The following is a 20,548-nucleotide window of genomic DNA, read 5'->3' on the forward strand; positions in this document are numbered from 1 at the left end:
TACCTATATCTATTACTTTTATCTTCTTATTAAAAGATAATCACACATTCAATAATGCATACAATCTCAAAAAGCCTTAGCCAGTTAACTTGAAAACAATTACAATGCGCCGCTTTCAGTGAAGTACCCTACCTTTATACTCGGATCCCTCCATGAAACTCAGTAAAAGATTACAACAAATAGATAATTTGGTCATGCATGGTTACGATCATATTTGGGATTGTTGTTGCGATCATGGTTTTTTAGGAGGGTCGTTACTCGCACGTCAAGCAGCCCCAAATATTCACTTTGTTGATATCGTTGCTGAGTTAATGAATGAACTCGAGCAAAAATTAATTAAACTTGATTTAAGCTCAGAGCTTAATCCTGCTGTTAAATCCAACTGGTTTACTCACTGTATGGATGTAGCAAAGCTTCCTTTAGATAAATATTGTGGTAAGCATTTGGTTATCATTGCAGGTGTGGGAGGTGATTTAATGATTGAGTTTATCAATAGTATTCAAAAGCTGCATGCTAATTTGAAGATCGATTTTTTACTTTGCCCTGTTCATCATCAATATAGTTTAAGACAGAACCTCATTTCGCTAGATTTCAGCTTAAAACAGGAATGTCTGGTTGAAGACAACAAACGTTTTTATGAAATTCTATTAGTTGCTAATGATTCAAAACCGGCTTGTACCACTGCCTCGTTAAACCCCAAGCAACATAAAACTTCTCATGCAATATCTGCAGTAGGAGAGCAAATTTGGTTTAATAACATTGAAGATAAACAAAGTATATCTCGTCGTTACCTCAACAAAACATTAAGCCATTATCAACGAATACAGATTGGACGGAAACAAGAAGTGCAGCACATTATCGATGCTTATAACGCGATTGATATGCCTCATACATAATGACTCATATTTTGAGTGGCTGTTACCTCTAACCACTAACCTCTAACCTCGATTTAGATGTGTTTTATCCCGCTATAACGTCCCATCGACGTTCGACTAATACTGTTTTACTCGTGGCTTTCCGAGGCGAGAGTTTCTTACTCGAGATATTCTGAGCCGAGACTTGTGTGATGTTTTCTTGTTTGAGCACTTGAGTTAATTTCGGCAAAGTTTCAAAGTTATATGTCTCATAACCTTGTTCACACGACCAATATGTCAATACAAGGTATTTATTGGTTTTTTTCTCTGGTTGCCAAATATCCCCACCAACAAACCCAGGTTGTTTTTGTAATGTAGGAATCCAAAATTCCTTCTGCTCATTGATAAAATTTTGTTTATCAATTGCACCTTCGCAAGTAACCATGCTTATCAGTTATATCTCAGGAATATTCAGTACTTTTAAGCCCATTGTTAACACATGCTGTTGTCGATTAACCTGACATGCTATGTAAGTTGACGTTTGCTGGTTTTGTTCAATGATGTTGTCATGAGTAGATTCCATGAAAGCAGTTAAATCTTGCTGTGACTGCCATAACCCAATCACAACGGCTTGATTGTAACTGACCGAATTATATTCCTCGCTAACTTGTTCACCCTCCTCTTGCACCCAGCCACCTAACTGGCCAGTGAACCCTTCACAAGATGCGGTTAAGCCCCATTGACTTTGTCTGTGGCTAAAACTCTCTTTTTGTTCGTAAGCAACCTGACAATTTATGATTTTAGCTACAGCCATATGATTCTATCCTTTATTTATTAATCTCAATTTGCATCTAGCTACTCGCTATTGATAAGAAACAGCATTCCCAAAACACATATAACAGACACAAAAAAGCCGCAATTAAGCGGCTTTTGTCATTTAGCTAACTTAATAGCCAAATTAATAAGCGTTTAACCATGTTCTTCAGCTAGGTATAACCAAGTGTCGATTACGGTATCAGGGTTAAGTGATACGGTGTCGATGCCTTGCTCAACTAACCATTGTGCAAAGTCGGCATGATCAGATGGGCCTTGACCACAAATACCCACGTAAGCACCTTTCGCTTTAGCCGCTTTTATCGCTAACGATAGTAATGCTTTAACCGCATCATTACGCTCATCGAATAAATGACTGATAATGCCTGAGTCACGATCAAGACCCAAAGTTAACTGAGTTAAGTCGTTAGAACCGATAGAGAAACCATCGAAGTGCTCTAAGAACTGGTCAGCCAACAATGCATTTGAAGGTAGCTCACACATCATGATAACGCGAAGACCGTCTTTTCCGCGCTCTAAGCCTTGCTCTTTCAGCAATTCGATGACTTGAGCAGCTTCATCAACAGTACGTACGAATGGGATCATAATCTCTACATTCTTCAGACCCATATCGTTACGAACACGTTTAATCGCTTCACACTCAAGTGCGAAACAGTCACGGAATGACTCAGAGATATAACGGCTAGCACCACGGAAGCCCAACATTGGGTTTTCTTCTTCTGGCTCGTAACGTTCACCACCAACAAGGTTAGCGTATTCGTTAGACTTAAAGTCTGACATACGTACGATAACTTTCTTAGGGTAGAATGCGCTACCGATAGTCGCGATACCTTCTACAAGACGAGCAACATAGTATTCAACTGGTGATTCATAACCGGCAATCATCTCGTTGATTTCTTCTTGAAGCTCAGCAGGCTGTGAGTTGAACTCAAGCAATGCTTTCGGGTGAATACCGATCATGCGGTTAATGATGAACTCAAGACGCGCTAGACCTACACCTTCGTTTGGCAGGCGAGCAAAATCAAATGCACGATCAGGGTTACCCACGTTCATCATGATTTTCATTGGTAAATCAGGTAATGAGTCTACACGGTTAGTGATAACTTCAAACTCTTGCTTACCGTCATAGATGAAACCGGTGTCACCTTCAGCACAAGATACTGTCACCACTTGACCATTTTTAATACGGTCAGTGACATCTCCACAACCAACAACAGCTGGTACGCCAAGTTCACGTGCGATAATCGCAGCGTGACAAGTACGGCCGCCACGGTTAGTGACGATTGCGCTTGCACGCTTCATGATTGGTTCCCAATCTGGGTCAGTCATGTCAGTGACAAGTACATCACCTGGCTCGATTTGATCCATGTCTTCGATAGATGCAAGCACTTTAGCCACACCAGTACCGATTTTATGACCAATTGCACGGCCTTCAGAAACAACATCACCTTTGGTTTTTAAATGGTAACGCTCAATTAATTGCACATCTTCACGGCTACGAACTGTTTCTGGGCGCGCTTGAACGATATATAACTTACCGTCGTTGCCATCTTTGGCCCATTCGATGTCCATTGGACGGCCATAATGCTGTTCAATAATGACAGCTTGCTTTGCAAGCTCCATCACTTCTTCATCATTAATTGAGAAAATGCTGCGTTGTTCAGCTGGGATATCTTCAATCTTCACTTGCTTACCATGTGAAGCATCGTCAGAGTAAACCATTTGAATCAACTTACTGCCGATATTACGGCGCACAACGGCTTGATGCCCTTGCGCTAAAATTGGTTTGTGCACGTAAAATTCATCAGGGTTAACGGCACCTTGCACTACCATTTCACCTAAACCAAATGATGAAGTGATAAAGACAACGTCGTTGTTACCTGATTCAGTGTCCATAGTGAACATCACACCTGATGATGCTTTATCTGAACGTACCATACGTTGTACGCCAGCAGATAATGCGACACCTTGATGCTCGTAACCTTGGTGAACACGATAAGAAATTGCACGGTCGTTAAATAGCGATGCATAAACGTGCTTGATAGCAAGTAGTACAGCATCAAAGCCTTTAACGTTTAGGAAAGTTTCTTGTTGACCTGCAAAAGATGCATCTGGCATATCTTCAGCTGTTGCTGATGAACGCACTGCAAATGATGCTTCTTGAGTCTCACTAGAAAGTTGCTCGTAAGCTTCGCGAATCGCGTCTTCTAGTTCTGGTTGAAATGGGGTATCAATAACCCACTGTCTAATCTGTGCACCAACTTTCGCTAATTCATTAACGTCATCAACATCTAAAGTTGCTAGAATGTCGAAAATTTTCTGGTTAACACCACTTTGCTCTAGGAACTCATTAAACGCATGAGAAGTTGTAGCAAATCCGCCTGGAACTTGAACGCCTGCGTTTGCTAGGTTACTGATCATTTCACCAAGTGACGCATTCTTGCCGCCAACCTTGTTAACATCACCCATGCCTAGTTCTTGATACCAGAGTATGTATTGCTGCACAGTTATCTCTCCACAAGTTTATTTCGATGGCCCCTTCACACGAGGGCAGCGGCATTCTACACTCCCACACAAGTGACGTAAATCTATAATTTTATTTGTAATTTTATTACTACAAGAGGTCATAATGGCACCAAAAGTATTCTATATCTCAGACGGGACTGCAATCACTGCAGAAGTATTTGGACATGCAGTGCTTTCACAATTTCCAGTTGAATTTGAGGCACTTACAATTCCATTTGTAGAAACAACTCAAAAAGCGGAGAAGGTTAAACAACAAATTAATGATTGTTTTATTACAACAGGCGAAAGACCAATACTTTTCCATTCAATCGTCAAACATGAAATCCGTGACATTATTTATTCCAGCGAAGGCTTGGATTATGATTTTTTGAACACTTTCGTTAGCCCGTTAGAAAAACAATTGGGTATAGAAGCGAAGCCGGTGATGAACCGAACTCATGGTAAAAGTAACTTGGGCTATGACTCTCGGATAGAAGCGATAAATTACACAATGGAGAACGATGATGGTCAAACCATGAAGCACATGGATAAAGCCGACATCATTTTACTGGGCGTTTCACGTTGTGGTAAAACCCCTTCAAGCTTGTATTTATCGATGCAATTTGGGATAAAAGCTGCCAATTATCCGTTTACTGAAGACGATATGGATAACTTAAAATTGCCTGAAGCATTAAAACGCAATAAATCGAAATTATTTGGTCTCACCATTGATCCAAATCGATTGCATGAAATACGTCAAGGACGCATGGAAAATAGTCGCTACTCTTCATTAAGGCAATGCCGAATTGAAGTGAAAGAAGTTGAAATGATGTATAAGAAAGAGCGCATTCCTTTTGTAAACACTACTTTCCATTCGGTAGAAGAAATTTCGGCAAAAATTCTTGATATCACAGGCTTAAAACGTCACATGTTTTAAGCCGCAATGGTTATCGATTCAAAACGATAACGACTGCTTGAATGGCCGAAAGTGATAATAACACCGCATTTTCGGCTAACTTATTCCAATTTGACTGCTTTTGTTCTATATCTAACTCGATTTCAGCGTGTCTAACGCTGGCTAATTAGTTATAATCCCGAGCAATATGATGTTAATTCATCGCAAACATGCTCGGTAAAATGAATGACAATTAAAACTGATGAACTACGTACCTCACTTTTATGTAAGGTAATTTCACCTGCGCAACTCGCATCTGAATATCCATTAACCCAAGATGCTGCTGACTATTTAGTTGAGCAACGTCGTGAAGTTGAAGCCATTATTGCAGGCGAAGATCAACGTTTACTCGTTATCATCGGTCCTTGCTCAATTCACGATACAGAAGCGGCATTAGAATATGCTCAGCGTCTTGCCAAATTACATCATGAGCTAAAAGAAGACTTATGCATTGTAATGCGTGTCTATTTTGAAAAACCACGCACTATCGTAGGTTGGAAGGGACTCATTTCGGATCCTGATTTGGATGGTAGCTTTAGTCCAAACAAAGGCTTGAGAATGGCTCGCCACTTGCTGCAACAAATTACTGAATTAAAACTCCCTATCGCAACCGAGTTTTTAGACATGGTGAATGGTCAGTATATAGCTGATTTAATTACCTGGGGCGCTATTGGTGCTCGTACAACTGAAAGCCAAATTCATCGCGAGATGGCATCAGCACTTTCATGTCCTGTAGGCTTTAAAAACGGTACTGACGGTAATATCAATATTGCAGTTGACGCCGTTCGTGCAGCGCAAGTTCCGCACATTTTTTATTCTCCGGACAAAGATGGCGCAATGGCAGTTTACCGTACTCACGGTAACCCATATGGTCACATCATTTTACGTGGTGGCAAAAAGCCAAACTATTCAGCAGAAGATGTTGAAGTCGTGCGTGCGCAACTTGAAAAAGTAGGTGTCACGCAACGTATGGTTGTTGATTTTAGTCACGGTAACAGTGAAAAGAAACATAAAAACCAGTTAAACGTTGCCGACAGCATCATGCAACAAATGCGCAGTGGCAGCACCGCTGTTGCTGGTATTATGGCTGAAAGCTTTATGATTGAAGGTAATCAAAAAGTCGTAGAAGGTCAGCCTTTAACTTATGGCCAAAGTATTACCGATGCTTGTTTACACTGGGAAGACTCTGAAAAGCTTCTACGTGATTTAGCTCAGGCTTCAAAAGACCGAAAAGTGCTGCTAAGCAAATAGACCTATATAAGTTAATTAAAAAGCACCTTTAAAAAGTACTTTTTAAAATACCATAGGCTCATTCGCACTTATCTTGCATGAGTTTTGTAAACTTTCGAAACAGATAAAATGAAAGCCAGTCATGAATATGACTGGCTTTTTTTGTTGGCTGATAATAAGTTTATAAAACTTTGTGAGTTTTGATTCAGGCAATATTGACATTGATTGCATCCTCTTCAATTGATGCCAATGAGAGTTGCTGAAATAAATGGTTTATTACCATAAAGCTTTCTACTAGTTTAGGGTCGAAATGTTTGCCCTTCCCCTCAATGATTAACTTAACGGCATCTTGATGGCTAAAGGGCTTTTTATAACATCGAGGTGAAGTTAACGCATCATACACATCAACTAAGGCAACGATACGCGCAGCAAGAGGAATATCAGTACCTGATAAGCCTTTAGGGTAGCCATTACCATCCCACTTCTCATGATGACCACCAGCAATATCACGTCCCATTTTGATAAAATTACAATCTGGTGCGTATTCTGTCAGGCTATTTAAAACTGAAGCGCCAATCACAGGGTGAGCTTTTATCTGTTCAAACTCTTCAGGGGTTAGTCTGCCAGGTTTAAGTAAAATAGCATCGGCAATACCAACTTTACCTATATCATGTAATACCGAAGACAAAGTGATTTCTTCAATAAAAGACACGGTAAGTTCTTTTGGCGCGTCAAACTCGCTGTATCTTTGGGTGGCTAACATTGCTGCGTATCGCTGCATTCTCAACAAATGCGCACCAGTTTCGTTATCACGATATTCAGCTAATTTAGCTAAACCGATAACCGTAGCACGCCTTGATGTTAAAGTGCTTTCTAAAGAATGCGATAGTTTGCCTAATAAGAAGGCAATAGACATAGTCACTATGGCATTGGTAGCAATAAAATTTATCACAACTACGGCCCATATAATCGAACTATAACCTTCAATTTTTGGCCAGATGTGAAAATTTAAATGAAAAGCAATGCCTAGTAAAACAAGAGAAACAAGATTTATGAGTTGCGCATAGTTACTGGCTACTTTACCAAGTAAAATGCAGGTTAGTGGTGGAAATATAAACAACCAGAAGAACCCAGCACCACTTGGCCCTATGGCGATTAAAAAACCGAGCCCAATACTGAAAGCCAACATGCAGCCAATGTTAAAACGAGCCCTATCAGTGAGGTTTTTGTCATAAATGATAAACAGCAAGATGGCATAGACGATAGTGTCGAATACTGCCATAGAGTAAAGATTAGCTTGAATGCACAGGTAAATACTCGTGAAATATACGGGGATACAGACAATAGCTAACAAACCAAAAATTCGATTAAAAATCACTCTTCGCCAATAAGCTAGAGAATCTCCAATAGTGATATTTTCAATAAACTGCAATCCTGCTAGTGACATGTTTCATCCTTGAAGTGCCGTGTTTACTCTACAAACGAATTAAAAGTAGCGAATGTTAATTATAATTATTGTCGAGTTTTTCAATAACGCAACAGCTAGCATTTAGCGCAAGTAGATTTATGACTATGATGAGTAAATTATATTGTTATGAAATAAGGCAAAGGTTAAGCTTCTCTAATACAACATGGGATCGATAAGTAATATTCAAAGGATTGGAATGAATCGTTATACAATTAAATTAAGTTATGTCAGCCTGTTTTTAGGCAGTTTAGTACTTTCTCCGCAATCAAGTGCAACTCCGAAAGGATTCAAAAAAGCTTACCATGCTTATAACGTCGCTTTTGAAGCAGGCAATACAAAGCAAGCAGCAAAATCAGCTCAACAAGCTTATGACTTAGGCAAAGTTATTTACGGTGAAACAAGTATAGATACAGCTAACCTTGGGTTTAATCTTGCCATTTCGCTCGCTAATAATTATCAGTTTGATGAGGCTGAACCATATTTTTCCAACACTTTAGTATTATATAAAGCCCACTTTGGTAAAGGTAGTGTGCAACTTGTTGATCCCCTTTTAACCTATGCAGATAAGACTAAAGACTTAAAGCTTGCGAAAACATTACTCTCAGAAGCTAGAGCAATTGCTGATGACAGTGACAAGCCAATTCTGTACGCCCATACGCTATCTGCAAGTTATTCTAAACTTGTTCAAACCAAATATGATAAGAAGCAAGTTCGTAAATATATATTGCAAGCCAAAGAAATTTATAGTGAATTACTTCCTGCAGACTCTACAGCCCTAGTAAACTCGAGGTTTGAAAGTTCAGCAGTATATCTAGCAGATAAAAAATATGACAAAGCTGAAATTGAATTACTGGAAGTAATCAATCAATACCAAGCTCTGGATTATACTCACCCTTATGAGTTGGCAGCGCATGCACGTTTAGTTGCCATGTATAGTGAAAGAGAAAAGTCAGATCTTGCCACTCAACATTGCTTAGCAATTGGAAGCATGAAGCCTTGGAGTGAAGAACAGCAACAAACACCTATCTACCGTGTAAACCCTAAGTATCCAATCAACAAAGCAAGACGAGGTACCGAAGGCATGGTGCAATTAAGCTTTGTTGTCGATGAACAAGGTTTTGTATCAGAACCTGAAGTCATTAAATCTGAAGGTGGTGAAGCTTTTGAAAAGGAAAGTATTAAAGTCCTTAAGCATTGGCGCTATGCCCCTAAATTCATTGATGGTAAACCTGTTAAAGCAAAATCAACCGTTCAATTGGATTATAAGATAGGTTAGATATTTGAGATTGGAGGGCAACAGCCATTGTCCTCCAATCTCTTAAACACTGAGCATCAAAAATTAATTAAATAGATTAACCATTGCGATCCACTCTTGCTCTAATTTCCCAAAGCTTTTACCTGTGACCTCTTTTACACCCTGACCTTATAGATTTTAAAATAAGCATCTAGCCCACTATTCATAGCTAAGAGTTTTCAATCAAGAATTGAGTAAATGCACCTTCTTGCACTTAAGCTAATTGTCTTTCAACTCCTGCTGTAGTTTCATGTCTAGCATCTTCTGCTTTAGAGAATGGAATTAACTGTCCGTGTTTAGCCACTAATTTTGTAATCTGAGGATATTAATCAATACCAAAATTAGGATATTCAGGTTTGCTGCCAAAGCGGTGCTGTAACAAAACAGCTAAACCATCACCATAAAAACAATCTTCATAACCATTTTTAATTTTTTTGGGTTGATAACTCACGGCATACACATGAGTTAACTCATGAATAAGTGCCATGCCATTATGCTCTTGATTTGCCACCTATTGTAATACTCGAGTTTCTGGAATATGAATTGTATTCCAATCTTGATAAGGGTTTCGTTTGGTTTTCGAAATAATGACCAACAATGGCTCTTTTATTGGTGTGCCTTTATATTCAATCGATTGATTTAATTAACCTAACACAAGCTTTCGATCACGTCTGACTTGCAGTGCCAATTGTTTAACCACTTTAAAATCAATTTCCGCATCATATTCAACCGTAAAAGGCTCAAATGAGTCAGCATGTTGATATGTTTCGGCAAAAGAAACCTGACTTATCAAAATAAAACTGATGGCTATCAAAGGTAATACTCGATACTTAAATTTAATCATAATCCTTTATTCCTTTAGCACTTCAATGTGCATTAATTAACCTAAAAACCTAAAAAGTTGACTAAGACGTCAACTTACGGCTAAGGTCTTTAACAATAAAGTGTTAGGTTGACGTTAAATTTCGCCAGATAAAATCACCCACAGTTATAGATTCTATCGCCCAACACTTAAATCGACTCAAGTAAATGATTAAGAAGGCTACAGGAGAATATCTAGTGAACAGCACGCTAAATACCCAGTCTAAAACCAGCGCCGCCATTCTTGGTTTTTTGCTTTTGATTGGCTTATCAGTACTAGGCTTGTCACTCAAACAGGCCATCATTGAGTACAAATTACTTGATCGAAGCGTCACCGTAAAAGGGCTCGCTGAAAACGAATACCCTGCTGATGTAGTTATTTGGCCAATCCAATACACGGCAGCAAGCAATAAGTTAGAAGATTTATACGCGCAGGTTGATAAGCAAAACGTTCTCATTAATGACTTTTTGATAAAAAATAGCATTAGTACTGACGAAATTTCAATTTCAGCACCAACCATTACAGATAAGTTAGCTCAACAATATGGCGGTAACCAAACCGTAGAATTTCGTTATACCGCATTACAAACTATTACCGTTTACTCTACAGATATAGATAAGGTGCGCGCTGCAATGCCGACACTTTCTCAGTTAGGTAAACAAGGGATCGTTTTTTCGCAAAACAATTACGATGCGCAGATTGAATACATCTTTACCCGCTTGAACGAAATAAAACCGCAAATGATTGAACAGTCCACTAATAATGCACGCTTAGTCGCTGAAAAGTTTGCTACTGACTCACAAAGCCAGCTAGGCAAAATTAAACGTGCTTCCCAAGGTCAATTTAGTATTTCCAATAGAGATAAAAATAACCCGCACATTAAACGTGTGAGAGTGGTGTCAACCATAGAGTATTATCTAGCAGATTAATCAATGAAATCACAAAAATAATTACAATAAAAACGTGGAAGTCAACATGGATAGCAACTACAAAAAACAACTTAACCGAAGGTATATCACTGGATTATTGATGACCTTTGGATTAATAACAGTATTAAGTATCATGATGTTCAGTAGCGGTTTAATCGCTGCGGAAAACTCAATTAATCAAGCTTCAGATAAGCAAAAAAAGACTTACATTTTAGTTCGCCATGCAGAGAAACAAAAAGGTGATAATCCCGAGTTAACTCAACAAGGCCAGCAAAGAGCTAAGCGGCTCGCTCACATACTCTCTTCTGTGCCATTATCTGCGATTTATAGTACTGATTACAAAAGAACAAAATTAACAGCCCTGCCGACTTCTGAGCTCACTGCGATCCCTTTAACGCATTACGACCCACGTCAATTAGCAGCTTTTGCATCAAAACTTCAATCCAGTTCTCAATCGCATATCTTAGTTGTTGGCCATAGCAATACCACGCCAAAACTGGTGACACACTTAGGCGGAAATGCTGGTGAAGATATTAATGAAAAGAGTGAGTTTGATAGGTTATACATTTTAACCAGCATAGGTAATGAAGTAAGCACCTTAGTATTACGTTATTAAGGACCAAGCAAATATCTAAGTCTGGTATGCCACCCGTCTAGGATGCCAATAATTGAATCCCCAAAGACTGTAAAGGAAGCATTATGCTCAGGTGTGACTTACATGATTATCTTGAAATAATGTGTTTATATCAATACCAAGTAGAGTTAACCATGTTAGATAACTCGGTAATTAACGGCCAATTTTTTGATACTGGTTTCACCGAAATTAACGGTAATAAAAAGGAAGTAATCAAAGGCGCTATAAATGATGATAACTCTCAGGTTATTGTTGAGATAGAACAGATTAAGTCCGTTAAAGTCCTCACACCTAACCCTGTGTTTAGCGATATAGACTTTACCTGCTCTTAGCTCCAGCACTGAACAACAACAGTAAAAATCTACAGCTAACATCATCACTAATTATTAGAAATCTCTTTGGTATGATGTTTGTTCTATTCGTTTTGCTTTTGATAAAGATAAATGAATAAGTCTGTTTATCTACTCTACCTATTTAAATCACATATCCGTATAATCCGGCCTCCAACTAGAAGTACTAAAAATAACAATTAGGTAGTTGAATGCCCTTTACCAGTAATGTATCACCAGAAGAAAACCCATCATTGCCAAAAGAAATTAGTGACAGAATCGATCAATCTGAAGCAAAAGTGATTAAAGCAATTTTTCCGTCAAACACTAATCATCACAACACTTTATTCGGTGGAGATGCATTAGCATGGATGGATGAAACCGCCTTTATTGCTGCGACCCGTTTTTGCCGAAAAGCCTTGGTGACAGTCAGTTCTGATCGAATTGATTTTAAAAAAGCGATACCGGCAGGCAGTTTAGCCGAACTCGTCGCACGGGTTATTCATGTTGGTAACACATCTTTAAAAGTTGAGGTCAATATATTTGTCGAAGACATGTACCAAGACTTACGTGAACATGCCATAAGAGGCGTGTTCACTTTTGTGGCTGTGGACGAACAAAGAAATCCGATTCCAGTTTGGCCAGTAAATACCAACTTACAAACCAGTGGTAGTGATTAACAAAACTACAATCCGAAAGCACATGAATTATTCCTTTCGTTGCTTGTAGTATTAGTTAACAACAATTGAAGATGTTCGTTTTACACTATTGTTCATAAAACAAGCCAAAGATTAACTGCTTGCAACTGTTCGCAAGCAGTTAATAATTTTGGATTTTGCCAGAATGCTGCATCAATACTAGACCAAAGTCTAACTCATAATATTATTTAACTGTTTTCGTTATACTCTTGCATTTTAGCGTGGATCGATAACCAAGTTATCTGTTACATTAAAATTACCTTCACGTGCAACCAAGACAACTAAAAAGCCATGAAGCTACAAAATTTAAATATTATTATTGCTGACGATCATCCCTTATTCCGTAATGCCTTAAGACAAGCATTAAATAATGCTTTTCAAGGTACTAATTGGTTTGAAGCAGACAGTGCCGATGCGCTGCAAAAAATTCTTGATGATAAAGAAACTGATCTTGATTTGATTTTACTTGATCTTCAAATGCCTGGCTCTCACGGCTACTCGACGTTAATTCACCTTCGAGGCCATTATCCAGATATTCCTGTCGTTGTTATCTCAGCCCATGAAGATATTCAGACTATCAGCCGCGCTATACATTATGGCAGCTCAGGTTTTATTCCTAAATCTGCTTCGATGGATACATTAAAAGAAGCGCTAGACGCAGTGCTTTATGGTGATATCTGGTTGCCAGAAGGAACTGAAATACTTGAAGTCAATGACGATCCAACCAGTCAAATGGCCAGCAAGTTATCTGACTTAACTCCACAACAATATCGCGTTTTACAGATGTTTGCTGAAGGGTTACTCAATAAACAAATTGCCTATGACTTTGGTGTTTCTGAAGCGACAATCAAAGCTCATGCTACGGCTATCTTCCGTAAATTAGGTGTTAGAAATCGCACGCAAGCAGTTATTGCATTACAGCAACTTGAAATGGAAAAGGTCGACCTATCTTAAGTCATGTTTCGCAATTGCCGTTTTCTCAAGCCTGTGAAAACAATAAGGAACCAATACTTGCTGAGTTAAAGAATATTTTTTCAGATAGCCAGCAGGTATTAGAAATCGGTAGCGGCACAGGTCAACATAGCGTTCACTTTGCCGCTAACCTGCCCCATTTAACTTGGCAAGCCAGCGATCAAAACAGTTATTTAACCCACTTAAACGCTCGAATTGAGTTAGTCGGCAGTCCTAATTTATTACCTGCTTTTGGACTAGACGTGACCCTTGATTGGCCTACAAGTAGAATATCTCCCATGCTAGATGGTTTATTCAGCGCAAATACTTTACATATTATGAGTAAAGCGATGGTTGAAGCCTTCTTTAATGGCTTAGGACAAGCGTTATCAACAACTGCAAATGTTGTAATATATGGCCCTTTTAACTATCAAGGCCAGTTTAGCAGTGACAGCAACGCGTCATTTGATCAATGGTTAAAACAAAACAATCCTGAAAGTGGCATTCGTGATATTGAATGGGTCATAAAATTGGCTCAAGAACAGGGCTTAAGATTAGAATCAGATATCGAAATGCCTGCTAATAATCGCCTTCTTCATTTTAGACGATGTTAATTGATTCAGTTTATGTCATTTATCAAACACTCAAACCGTAATAACAAAGAGTTAGCCCCTTAAATTACTAGTAAAAAATTTGTAAGCTAGTATCAGATACACAATAAAATCTCACATAAGGACAGCGCATTATGGGTTCGGTTACCACTAAAAAACACCCTAACGGTTTAGATTATGTCGAAGTGAATACTGATTTATGCCAAGCGAGTATTTTTCTTCAGGGCGCACAAATAGATTTTTTTCAACCAGCGAACAAAGCACCATTGCTTTGGGTGTCTGAAGCTGATGATTACCAGCCTGGTAATGGGATCCGTGGTGGTATTCCCGTGTGTTGGCCTTGGTTTGGAGCAAACCCCATTGAAGGTTATCCGCAACATGGTTTTGCCCGTACCAGTATCTGGTCTTTAGCATCAGTTAAAATGCGTAACCAAGTGGTTGATTTAATCTTCACCCTAAAAATTACCGAAGAAAACAAACAATATTGGCCTCACGATACCGAAGTGAGTGTGCTGTTTACCCTTGGTGAATCATTGTCAGTCAGCATTGTGAATAAAAACAACTGCGACTATCCAATTAACCTTACCCAAGCATTACATACTTATTTTCCTATTGAAGATATACATCATTTAAAAGCCACTGGCTTTAGCGGGTCAAAATATATTGAATTTGGTAAAGGCCCCTATCAGCAAGACGGTGATGAAGTCAGCTTTACTCGAGAAACTGACCGCGTCTATACAGATTTAGCCAACAAACAGCTGTTACATACTCCAAATGGCACTATTGAAGTCAGTCGTGAGAACAGTCTGTCTGCAGTGCTTTGGAATCCGTGGATTGATAAATCTCAGCGATTATCGCGCTTTAATGATAATGACTACTTAACCATGGTGTGCCACGAAGCAGCGAATGTCCTCGAAGATGAAGTACAATTAGCGCCTGGGGGAAGTCATACCCTCACCACTCATATTCGTTGGGCTTAAGCCAGACTCAGTCTCATGTCGATTTTTGATTTAGCTTGGTCTAGCCCACTCAGTAGGTTTTATCCAAGCTAAAACTAAAACTGTAGCTAAATCGAAGTTAGTCAGCTTCAAATTCTATCATCAAGCCCATAAATTTGCTGGAATTCAAATGCTTCAGTATCAAATATCAATGACACGGAGCCATTATAGTTAAGCTATGTTATCCTTTGCTCAATCAAATAAATCAATATCTTAAAAGACATAAAACCCTAATGGCAGTTCGAATTTTTACTGTTAAACGATTATTTTTATTCTGCTTTTTTTTAATCGCATTAGGTCTACTGCTGCTCCAACAAAACTTCAGACCTATCGCGCTCAATTTCGTAAACTCCTTAACTCTGCCTTACAATATTGAGGTTATAGATGTTGAAGTCAAAGATGTCGAAATTGATGTCACAGAACTTAGCAAATATAAGCTTAGCGATTTAAACCAACTATCATTGCCTTGGTTACAAATGCGCTATCAAGATAGTTTAATAGAACTTCAAGATATCAGATTAGATTTAAAGGATGGCTACAATACCCTAAAGAGCATGTCATTATCTGTTGAAGATATCCGCGAGTTGCACATTGGCGATATAAACGTCACATTAGGAAAAAGTTTTATCACTCGCCAAGAGCAAGGTGAAAACTCCGATGATATAGGTTTAAGCTTAAATCAAATCCCGCAAATATCGTTAGATAATATCAGTGTTTACCTACCTAAATCGCTTCAAGCAAAAATACCATTCCCGATTATTCAAACTCATAACCTAAAGCTTGAGCAAGCAAAAGTTTCAGACATTAAACATACCTTGTCAGGTGAGCTAAATTTGATGGAGCAATCGGTATCGCTGTTTGACTTAAAGATGAAGCAAACGCAGTGGGTCTTAAATCATCAATCAGATATAGCGACGCTAATTTCAGCTTTGTCAGGCTTAAATCAAGCACTTTACATCGCCTGGCAAGATAACCTGTCTCATCAACCTGGTGCTAATTCAGCTGATAACAATTCAATTATAAAGCCTGAGAAACCACAGCTAATTGATGCTATAGAAACTATTTTAGGACCCATCGAAGATTTAAAATTAATGGTTAATGGCAAATGGAAAAGTCAAACTGAACTTGATTTGATTCATGGTTCTATCCTTAGCCAACACCAAATTATTCCAATATCGTCCCAAGCGCAAATTGTAAATCAATCAGTTTTTATCCCAATGGTTAGCAGTGAGTTACTGCCAAATATTGATTTTTCACCCGAGGATACATTGGCTTTTTCAATAATTTACGCGCCTGAAAAAGAGCTTTCGCCTGATAAAGTACCAACACCTCAACAGGAAAAATCAATTGCGACTCTGATGTTTAATCTTCAACCATTTTTGTGGCAAATTAGTACCAATCAGCGGCAATTAACAGATATTATCGCGTTATTAGATAACCCAGAGATTAATCATCAACTGCAGCCATTTCTTGCAAAACTTAAACAAGAAATTGATTGGTCATTAGCGCTTGAACAGCCGCTGACTATTGAAATGCCATTGAATACTCCGTCACTAATTAATGTCATGGAAACTGATATTAAGTTATCTATTGCGCACCCTATAGCCTCTTCGACATTGAAAATAAACAAACTATCTGCAACTAGTTTGCCTATCTCTAGTATTAATAATATAACTGAAAATGATGGGGGTGCTTTACAATTAACCTCTCAACTAGACCTTATTATTAATCAACATCAAACTTTTGATTTAATAGCCGCTAAAAATCTTGCAACGGCTAAAAAAACTAACCATCAAATAAGTCATGGCTTAACTGAGCCACACAAATCAGAGTCGGTAAATAACAGCATTTTTGTTGCTGGTTCACAAATAAACCTAAGTGCAAAAATGTCAGTTAAAGACCATTTGGCTGAATTGATTTTATTACCCCAGTCGGCAGTTCAAACGCAGCAACTTCATATGCAAATGTCTCATAACTCATTGGTTTTTGATCAATTGCACTGGCGACTTGAAAAGCAATCAGTCATTAGCTTAACGAAACCGTTAAGCCCAATAAGTAAGCAATCCTCTATAATCTCGTCCACTGAGGCAGAATCAAAGTTCACCATAGGTGATTTCAAGCTTGGTTTTGACTCGTTTGCTTATACGGTAAACGACGAAAAACAGCTAACAACAGAAAAATTTGAGGTTCATTTAGGACAATTTGAGATTAATGCGCAACAAAATATTGAACTGTTAACCCGTTCTAATGCTGATTATGATTCAGAAACCGACAATGAACAGCAGCCATTAATTGAACAAATACTCGCGCAAACCAATCAAACTCAATTAGATTGGCATTTAAGCGACGTTCGTATAGATAAGCTTATTCCCTCTAAATCAAAGCTTAGACGTTATAAAGTGTTACGTCTTGACGATGTGACACTCAAACAAACATTAGCTTTGCAGCAACAGTTATTAACGGGTACAGAATACTGGCAACTGGATGAGCTCAATTTATCAAGTTATCACTTATTAAGATTACCTCAACAAGGCATGCCAGTATCGTTAGCTGGCCAATGGCAGGTTGATACTGATTTGCACTCGGTGATCAGCACACTGGGACAAACTCAAATGCTACCTGAAAACTTAACGATTTCGGGGCATAACAAGCTAAATGCCAGTTTTGCATTAAATGAAAGTCAAGGTGTGTCTTTATTTGAAATGAAGTTTGAGCAACAACTAAGTCAATTAGATGCGCAATATAATGAAAACTTCTTTTATGATGCTAACTTAACCTCTGACTGCCAATTTAACTGGCAGCAAGTGCATAGCACGCCTAGTCAGCCAACTACCTACAGCCAAAGCCGTCTACTTTGTCAAAAAGCTGAGCTAAATATTGCCGATGCCTATGTCGGTATTAACCTTGAAAACATCAAGCTCAACGCCAATATTTCCTTAGGAAAGAATGATGAAATTGCAGCGAAAAATTGGTTACAAGAAATTAGTGGACTCAGTGATACTGACATTAATTTAACCGCGAGTGGTGATTTATTAGATGGGGAATTCTTAGTACCAGAATTTTATGTAAAGTTGCATGATCAATCAGAAGGTTATTTTGTTTTAAATGGCATCAGTTTAGAGGCATTATTGGCGGCACAACCTCAGGTTGGTGTATACGCAGACGGTATTTTTGACGGCGTGTTACCCGCCTCTTTAGTCGATGGGAAAGTGACGATTAAAGGAGGACATTTAGCAGCTAGACAACCTGGCGGGCTCATTCAAGTTTCTAACAACCCAGCCCTTGAACAAATTAGAACCACACAGCCATACTTAGATTTTGTAGTACAAGCTCTTGAACATTTAGAATATAGCCAATTGAGCAGTAGCTTTGATATGGAAGACAACGGTGATGCACTTCTTAAAGTTCAGGTTAAAGGGAAAAGCGAAGATATTGAAAGGCCTATACATTTGAACTACTCTCATGAAGAGAACTTATTTCAACTGTACAAAAGTACTCAAATTGGAAACCAACTGCAAAATGACATAGAACGTTCCGTTAAATGAATACTTGAACAGAACATTTAAACGTGAATTATTGAAGCAATTTATTTAATGACTTTTAAGCAGTAAGGACGACTCAGTGAAAACTCATTCGATTAATAATTTATTACTAATGTGTGCCAGCACCTTAATGATCTCAGCGTGCTCACCCACAGTAAAAATAGCACCACCCGATAAACCCATTGAGATTAACCTCAATGTAAAAATCGAGCATGAAATCATCATTAAAATTGATAAAGAACTCGACATACTATTAGAAGATGACGAGTTATTTTAATTAATAAGGAAATCACATTATGAAGTTACCCATCATTGCCTTATTAACAGGGCTATTAATGTCTGTAAATGCCTATGCTATGACACTACAACAAGCTAAAACACAAGGCTTAGTTGGCGAGCAAACTAATGGATATTTAGGCTTAGTCGTTAATAATTCTGAAGCTAAAACATTAATGCTGCAAGTTAACAATAAACGCAAACAGCATTATCAAAAAATAGCCAAGAAGAATAAACTCTCAACTGCTGATGTGGCGAATAGAGCGGCAAAAAAAGCAATCGCAGCTGCGGATAAAAATCATTACATTCAAACTGCCGCAGGTAAATGGCAACAAAAATAGCCCTTCTACTCCAAGATCTTAACTGTACTTACACTGTAAATTGTCATTATAATTTTCAAGCTAGCCAATCTTAAACAGCTTTAAAAGCGATGACATTTATACATTGAATATAAGTAGCATCTTTGAAATCAATCGACCTTCTCTTTATTAACTCACTAAAAAATATACATAATTATACTTAAGTAAAGTTATAAAGCTCATAAAGCTTTTTTATAATATGTTAGTCCTGCTTTTTGCATTAACAACTAGGTTCATTAGTCATAACCCCATACCCACATTCACTTAGTGGGTATTCTTTTTGTAATGCAAAAGTGTTACATTTGTTGCATAGTCACTTTTTTGTCTAGTGTCGTTTCACTGACGTATTTACTTTTGAGCATATGAACAAGATTTTTTCTACAATAACAGCACTCATAATTCTAATCACTCCAGCACAAGCTAAACCTGTTATTAATGTTGGAGGATATTTGTTTGCCCCTTATGTTAATTTGACTGATGAAGGGCTATTTCGAGGTTTTACCATTGATTTAGTTGCAGCATTTAATGAACTACAAACAGAAGTTGAGTTTCAATTTGTTAATACAAGTATCGAGAATCGCTACCAAGCCTACGATATAGGACGGTTTGATATGATGTTTTTTGAAAGTCCTATTTGGGGCTGGAAAAGCTTCACTGCCGAATTTATTCCTCTAGACATTGTTGATGGCGAAGTGTTTATAACACTTAGAGATGGGGTAAAAGATCAGCAGTACTTTGATACTTTTGAAAATAAATCACTCAGTTTAGTCAGCGGTTATCATTATCAGTTTGCCCAGTGGAATAACAATGAACAAGATCTAATGAGCGATTTTGATATTCAATTTGTACATACTAACCGAGCATCGATTGAAAGCGTATTAAAAGGCAGAGCTGACATTGCCCCTGTCACCTTATCTTACCTGCAGCATTACATTAAAATGTATCCAAAAATCAGAGATAACCTGCTAATTTCAGAGAAATTAGATCAAACATATTCTCATAGTATTTTGTTAAACCCCAAAGCTGTAATTTCTAAAGCTAAATTGCAAAAATGGTTGTCTGATTTAAGGGCATCAGGTCGACTCAATCGAATAGCAAAAAAATACGATTTAGCGATAAAACCCAGATAAAAATTTACCCCATTAATTATTCAATTAATGGGGTAAATGATTAAAAAACAAACGTATTTCGTTCGGCTTTATATTTGATATTACATAGT

At 38.1% G+C, this 20,548-nt stretch carries 21 protein-coding genes; 15 read left to right on the forward strand and 6 right to left on the reverse strand.

Features of this window, described 5'->3' with window-relative positions:
- The first annotated feature begins 152 nt into the window (after positions 1 to 152).
- Complete coding sequence (locus K5Q58_RS19095) at positions 153 to 896, forward strand: tRNA (adenine(22)-N(1))-methyltransferase TrmK (protein ID WP_220755448.1); 744 nt, start codon at positions 153 to 155, stop codon at positions 894 to 896.
- 64 nt (positions 897 to 960) lie between these two features.
- Here the strand turns inward: K5Q58_RS19095 and K5Q58_RS19100 are convergent, their stop codons facing one another.
- The 3 genes from K5Q58_RS19100 to ppsA all read right to left on the reverse strand — a co-directional run bounded on the left by K5Q58_RS19100 (position 961) and on the right by ppsA (position 4,193).
- A complete protein-coding gene (locus K5Q58_RS19100) occupies positions 961 to 1,299 on the reverse strand; it encodes an antibiotic biosynthesis monooxygenase (protein WP_220755449.1) in 339 nt (112 codons plus the stop codon).
- A gap of 9 nt (positions 1,300 to 1,308) precedes the next feature.
- Positions 1,309 to 1,668, reverse strand: a complete 360-nt coding sequence (locus K5Q58_RS19105; protein WP_220755450.1) for a DUF4937 domain-containing protein — start codon at positions 1,666 to 1,668, stop codon at positions 1,309 to 1,311.
- Between the two features lie 155 nt (positions 1,669 to 1,823).
- Positions 1,824 to 4,193, reverse strand: coding sequence for a phosphoenolpyruvate synthase (gene ppsA / locus K5Q58_RS19110; protein ID WP_220755451.1), 2,370 nt, complete (start codon positions 4,191 to 4,193; stop codon positions 1,824 to 1,826).
- 124 nt (positions 4,194 to 4,317) lie between these two features.
- Here ppsA and K5Q58_RS19115 point away from each other — a divergent pair, with 124 nt between their 5' ends.
- Together K5Q58_RS19115 and K5Q58_RS19120 are read left to right on the forward strand one after the other, a co-directional pair.
- Positions 4,318 to 5,130, forward strand: coding sequence for a pyruvate, water dikinase regulatory protein (locus tag K5Q58_RS19115; RefSeq protein WP_220755452.1), 813 nt, complete (start codon positions 4,318 to 4,320; stop codon positions 5,128 to 5,130).
- A 204-nt stretch (positions 5,131 to 5,334) separates the two neighbouring features.
- A complete protein-coding gene (locus tag K5Q58_RS19120; RefSeq protein WP_220755453.1) occupies positions 5,335 to 6,399 on the forward strand; it encodes a 3-deoxy-7-phosphoheptulonate synthase in 1,065 nt (354 codons plus the stop codon).
- 184 nt (positions 6,400 to 6,583) lie between these two features.
- Here K5Q58_RS19120 and K5Q58_RS19125 read toward each other — a convergent pair whose 3' ends face one another.
- Entirely contained in the window at positions 6,584 to 7,825 is a 1,242-nt protein-coding gene (locus K5Q58_RS19125; RefSeq protein WP_220755454.1) for an HD-GYP domain-containing protein, read from the reverse strand.
- Positions 7,826 to 8,042: 217 nt separating this feature from the next.
- Here K5Q58_RS19125 and K5Q58_RS19130 point away from each other — a divergent pair, with 217 nt between their 5' ends.
- Entirely contained in the window at positions 8,043 to 9,122 is a 1,080-nt protein-coding gene (locus tag K5Q58_RS19130; RefSeq protein ID WP_220755455.1) for an energy transducer TonB, read from the forward strand.
- Between the two features lie 343 nt (positions 9,123 to 9,465).
- Here the strand turns inward: K5Q58_RS19130 and K5Q58_RS19135 are convergent, their stop codons facing one another.
- Complete coding sequence (locus K5Q58_RS19135; RefSeq protein ID WP_220755456.1) at positions 9,466 to 9,651, reverse strand: hypothetical protein; 186 nt, start codon at positions 9,649 to 9,651, stop codon at positions 9,466 to 9,468.
- Positions 9,652 to 9,783: 132 nt separating this feature from the next.
- Positions 9,784 to 9,984 (reverse strand): hypothetical protein, encoded by a 201-nt coding sequence (locus K5Q58_RS19140; RefSeq protein ID WP_220755457.1) that lies wholly within the window; start codon positions 9,982 to 9,984, stop codon positions 9,784 to 9,786.
- A gap of 185 nt (positions 9,985 to 10,169) precedes the next feature.
- Between K5Q58_RS19140 and K5Q58_RS19145 the strand changes: the two genes are divergently transcribed.
- From K5Q58_RS19145 to K5Q58_RS19195, 11 genes are all read left to right on the forward strand, one after another.
- Positions 10,170 to 10,931, forward strand: coding sequence for an SIMPL domain-containing protein (locus K5Q58_RS19145; protein WP_220755458.1), 762 nt, complete (start codon positions 10,170 to 10,172; stop codon positions 10,929 to 10,931).
- A 46-nt stretch (positions 10,932 to 10,977) separates the two neighbouring features.
- Complete coding sequence (locus K5Q58_RS19150; RefSeq protein WP_220755459.1) at positions 10,978 to 11,547, forward strand: histidine phosphatase family protein; 570 nt, start codon at positions 10,978 to 10,980, stop codon at positions 11,545 to 11,547.
- Positions 11,548 to 11,630: 83 nt separating this feature from the next.
- Positions 11,631 to 11,897: a Rho-binding antiterminator gene (locus K5Q58_RS19155; RefSeq protein ID WP_220755460.1), complete on the forward strand. Its 267-nt coding sequence runs from the start codon at positions 11,631 to 11,633 to the stop codon at positions 11,895 to 11,897.
- A 209-nt stretch (positions 11,898 to 12,106) separates the two neighbouring features.
- Positions 12,107 to 12,574: an acyl-CoA thioesterase gene (locus K5Q58_RS19160; protein ID WP_220755461.1), complete on the forward strand. Its 468-nt coding sequence runs from the start codon at positions 12,107 to 12,109 to the stop codon at positions 12,572 to 12,574.
- A 309-nt stretch (positions 12,575 to 12,883) separates the two neighbouring features.
- The gene (locus K5Q58_RS19165) at positions 12,884 to 13,546 is read left to right on the forward strand and encodes a response regulator transcription factor (protein ID WP_220755462.1); all 663 of its coding nucleotides are present in this window, start codon (positions 12,884 to 12,886) and stop codon (positions 13,544 to 13,546) included.
- Between the two features lie 14 nt (positions 13,547 to 13,560).
- Entirely contained in the window at positions 13,561 to 14,157 is a 597-nt protein-coding gene (locus K5Q58_RS19170; RefSeq protein ID WP_259651399.1) for a class I SAM-dependent methyltransferase, read from the forward strand.
- A gap of 131 nt (positions 14,158 to 14,288) precedes the next feature.
- On the forward strand, positions 14,289 to 15,134 hold the full coding sequence (locus K5Q58_RS19175; protein WP_220755463.1) for a D-hexose-6-phosphate mutarotase: 846 nt from the start codon (positions 14,289 to 14,291) through the stop codon (positions 15,132 to 15,134).
- Positions 15,135 to 15,385: 251 nt separating this feature from the next.
- Entirely contained in the window at positions 15,386 to 18,697 is a 3,312-nt protein-coding gene (locus K5Q58_RS19180) for a YdbH domain-containing protein (protein ID WP_220755464.1), read from the forward strand.
- 109 nt (positions 18,698 to 18,806) lie between these two features.
- Complete coding sequence (locus K5Q58_RS19185; RefSeq protein WP_220755468.1) at positions 18,807 to 18,971, forward strand: YnbE family lipoprotein; 165 nt, start codon at positions 18,807 to 18,809, stop codon at positions 18,969 to 18,971.
- A gap of 19 nt (positions 18,972 to 18,990) precedes the next feature.
- The gene (locus tag K5Q58_RS19190) at positions 18,991 to 19,311 is read left to right on the forward strand and encodes a YdbL family protein (RefSeq protein WP_220755465.1); all 321 of its coding nucleotides are present in this window, start codon (positions 18,991 to 18,993) and stop codon (positions 19,309 to 19,311) included.
- A 467-nt stretch (positions 19,312 to 19,778) separates the two neighbouring features.
- Entirely contained in the window at positions 19,779 to 20,459 is a 681-nt protein-coding gene (locus K5Q58_RS19195; protein WP_259651400.1) for an ABC transporter substrate-binding protein, read from the forward strand.
- The last annotated feature ends 89 nt before the right edge of the window (positions 20,460 to 20,548 follow it).

This window comes from Shewanella sp. KT0246, assembly GCF_019654955.1.
Classification (GTDB): domain Bacteria; phylum Pseudomonadota; class Gammaproteobacteria; order Enterobacterales; family Shewanellaceae; genus Shewanella; species Shewanella goraebulensis.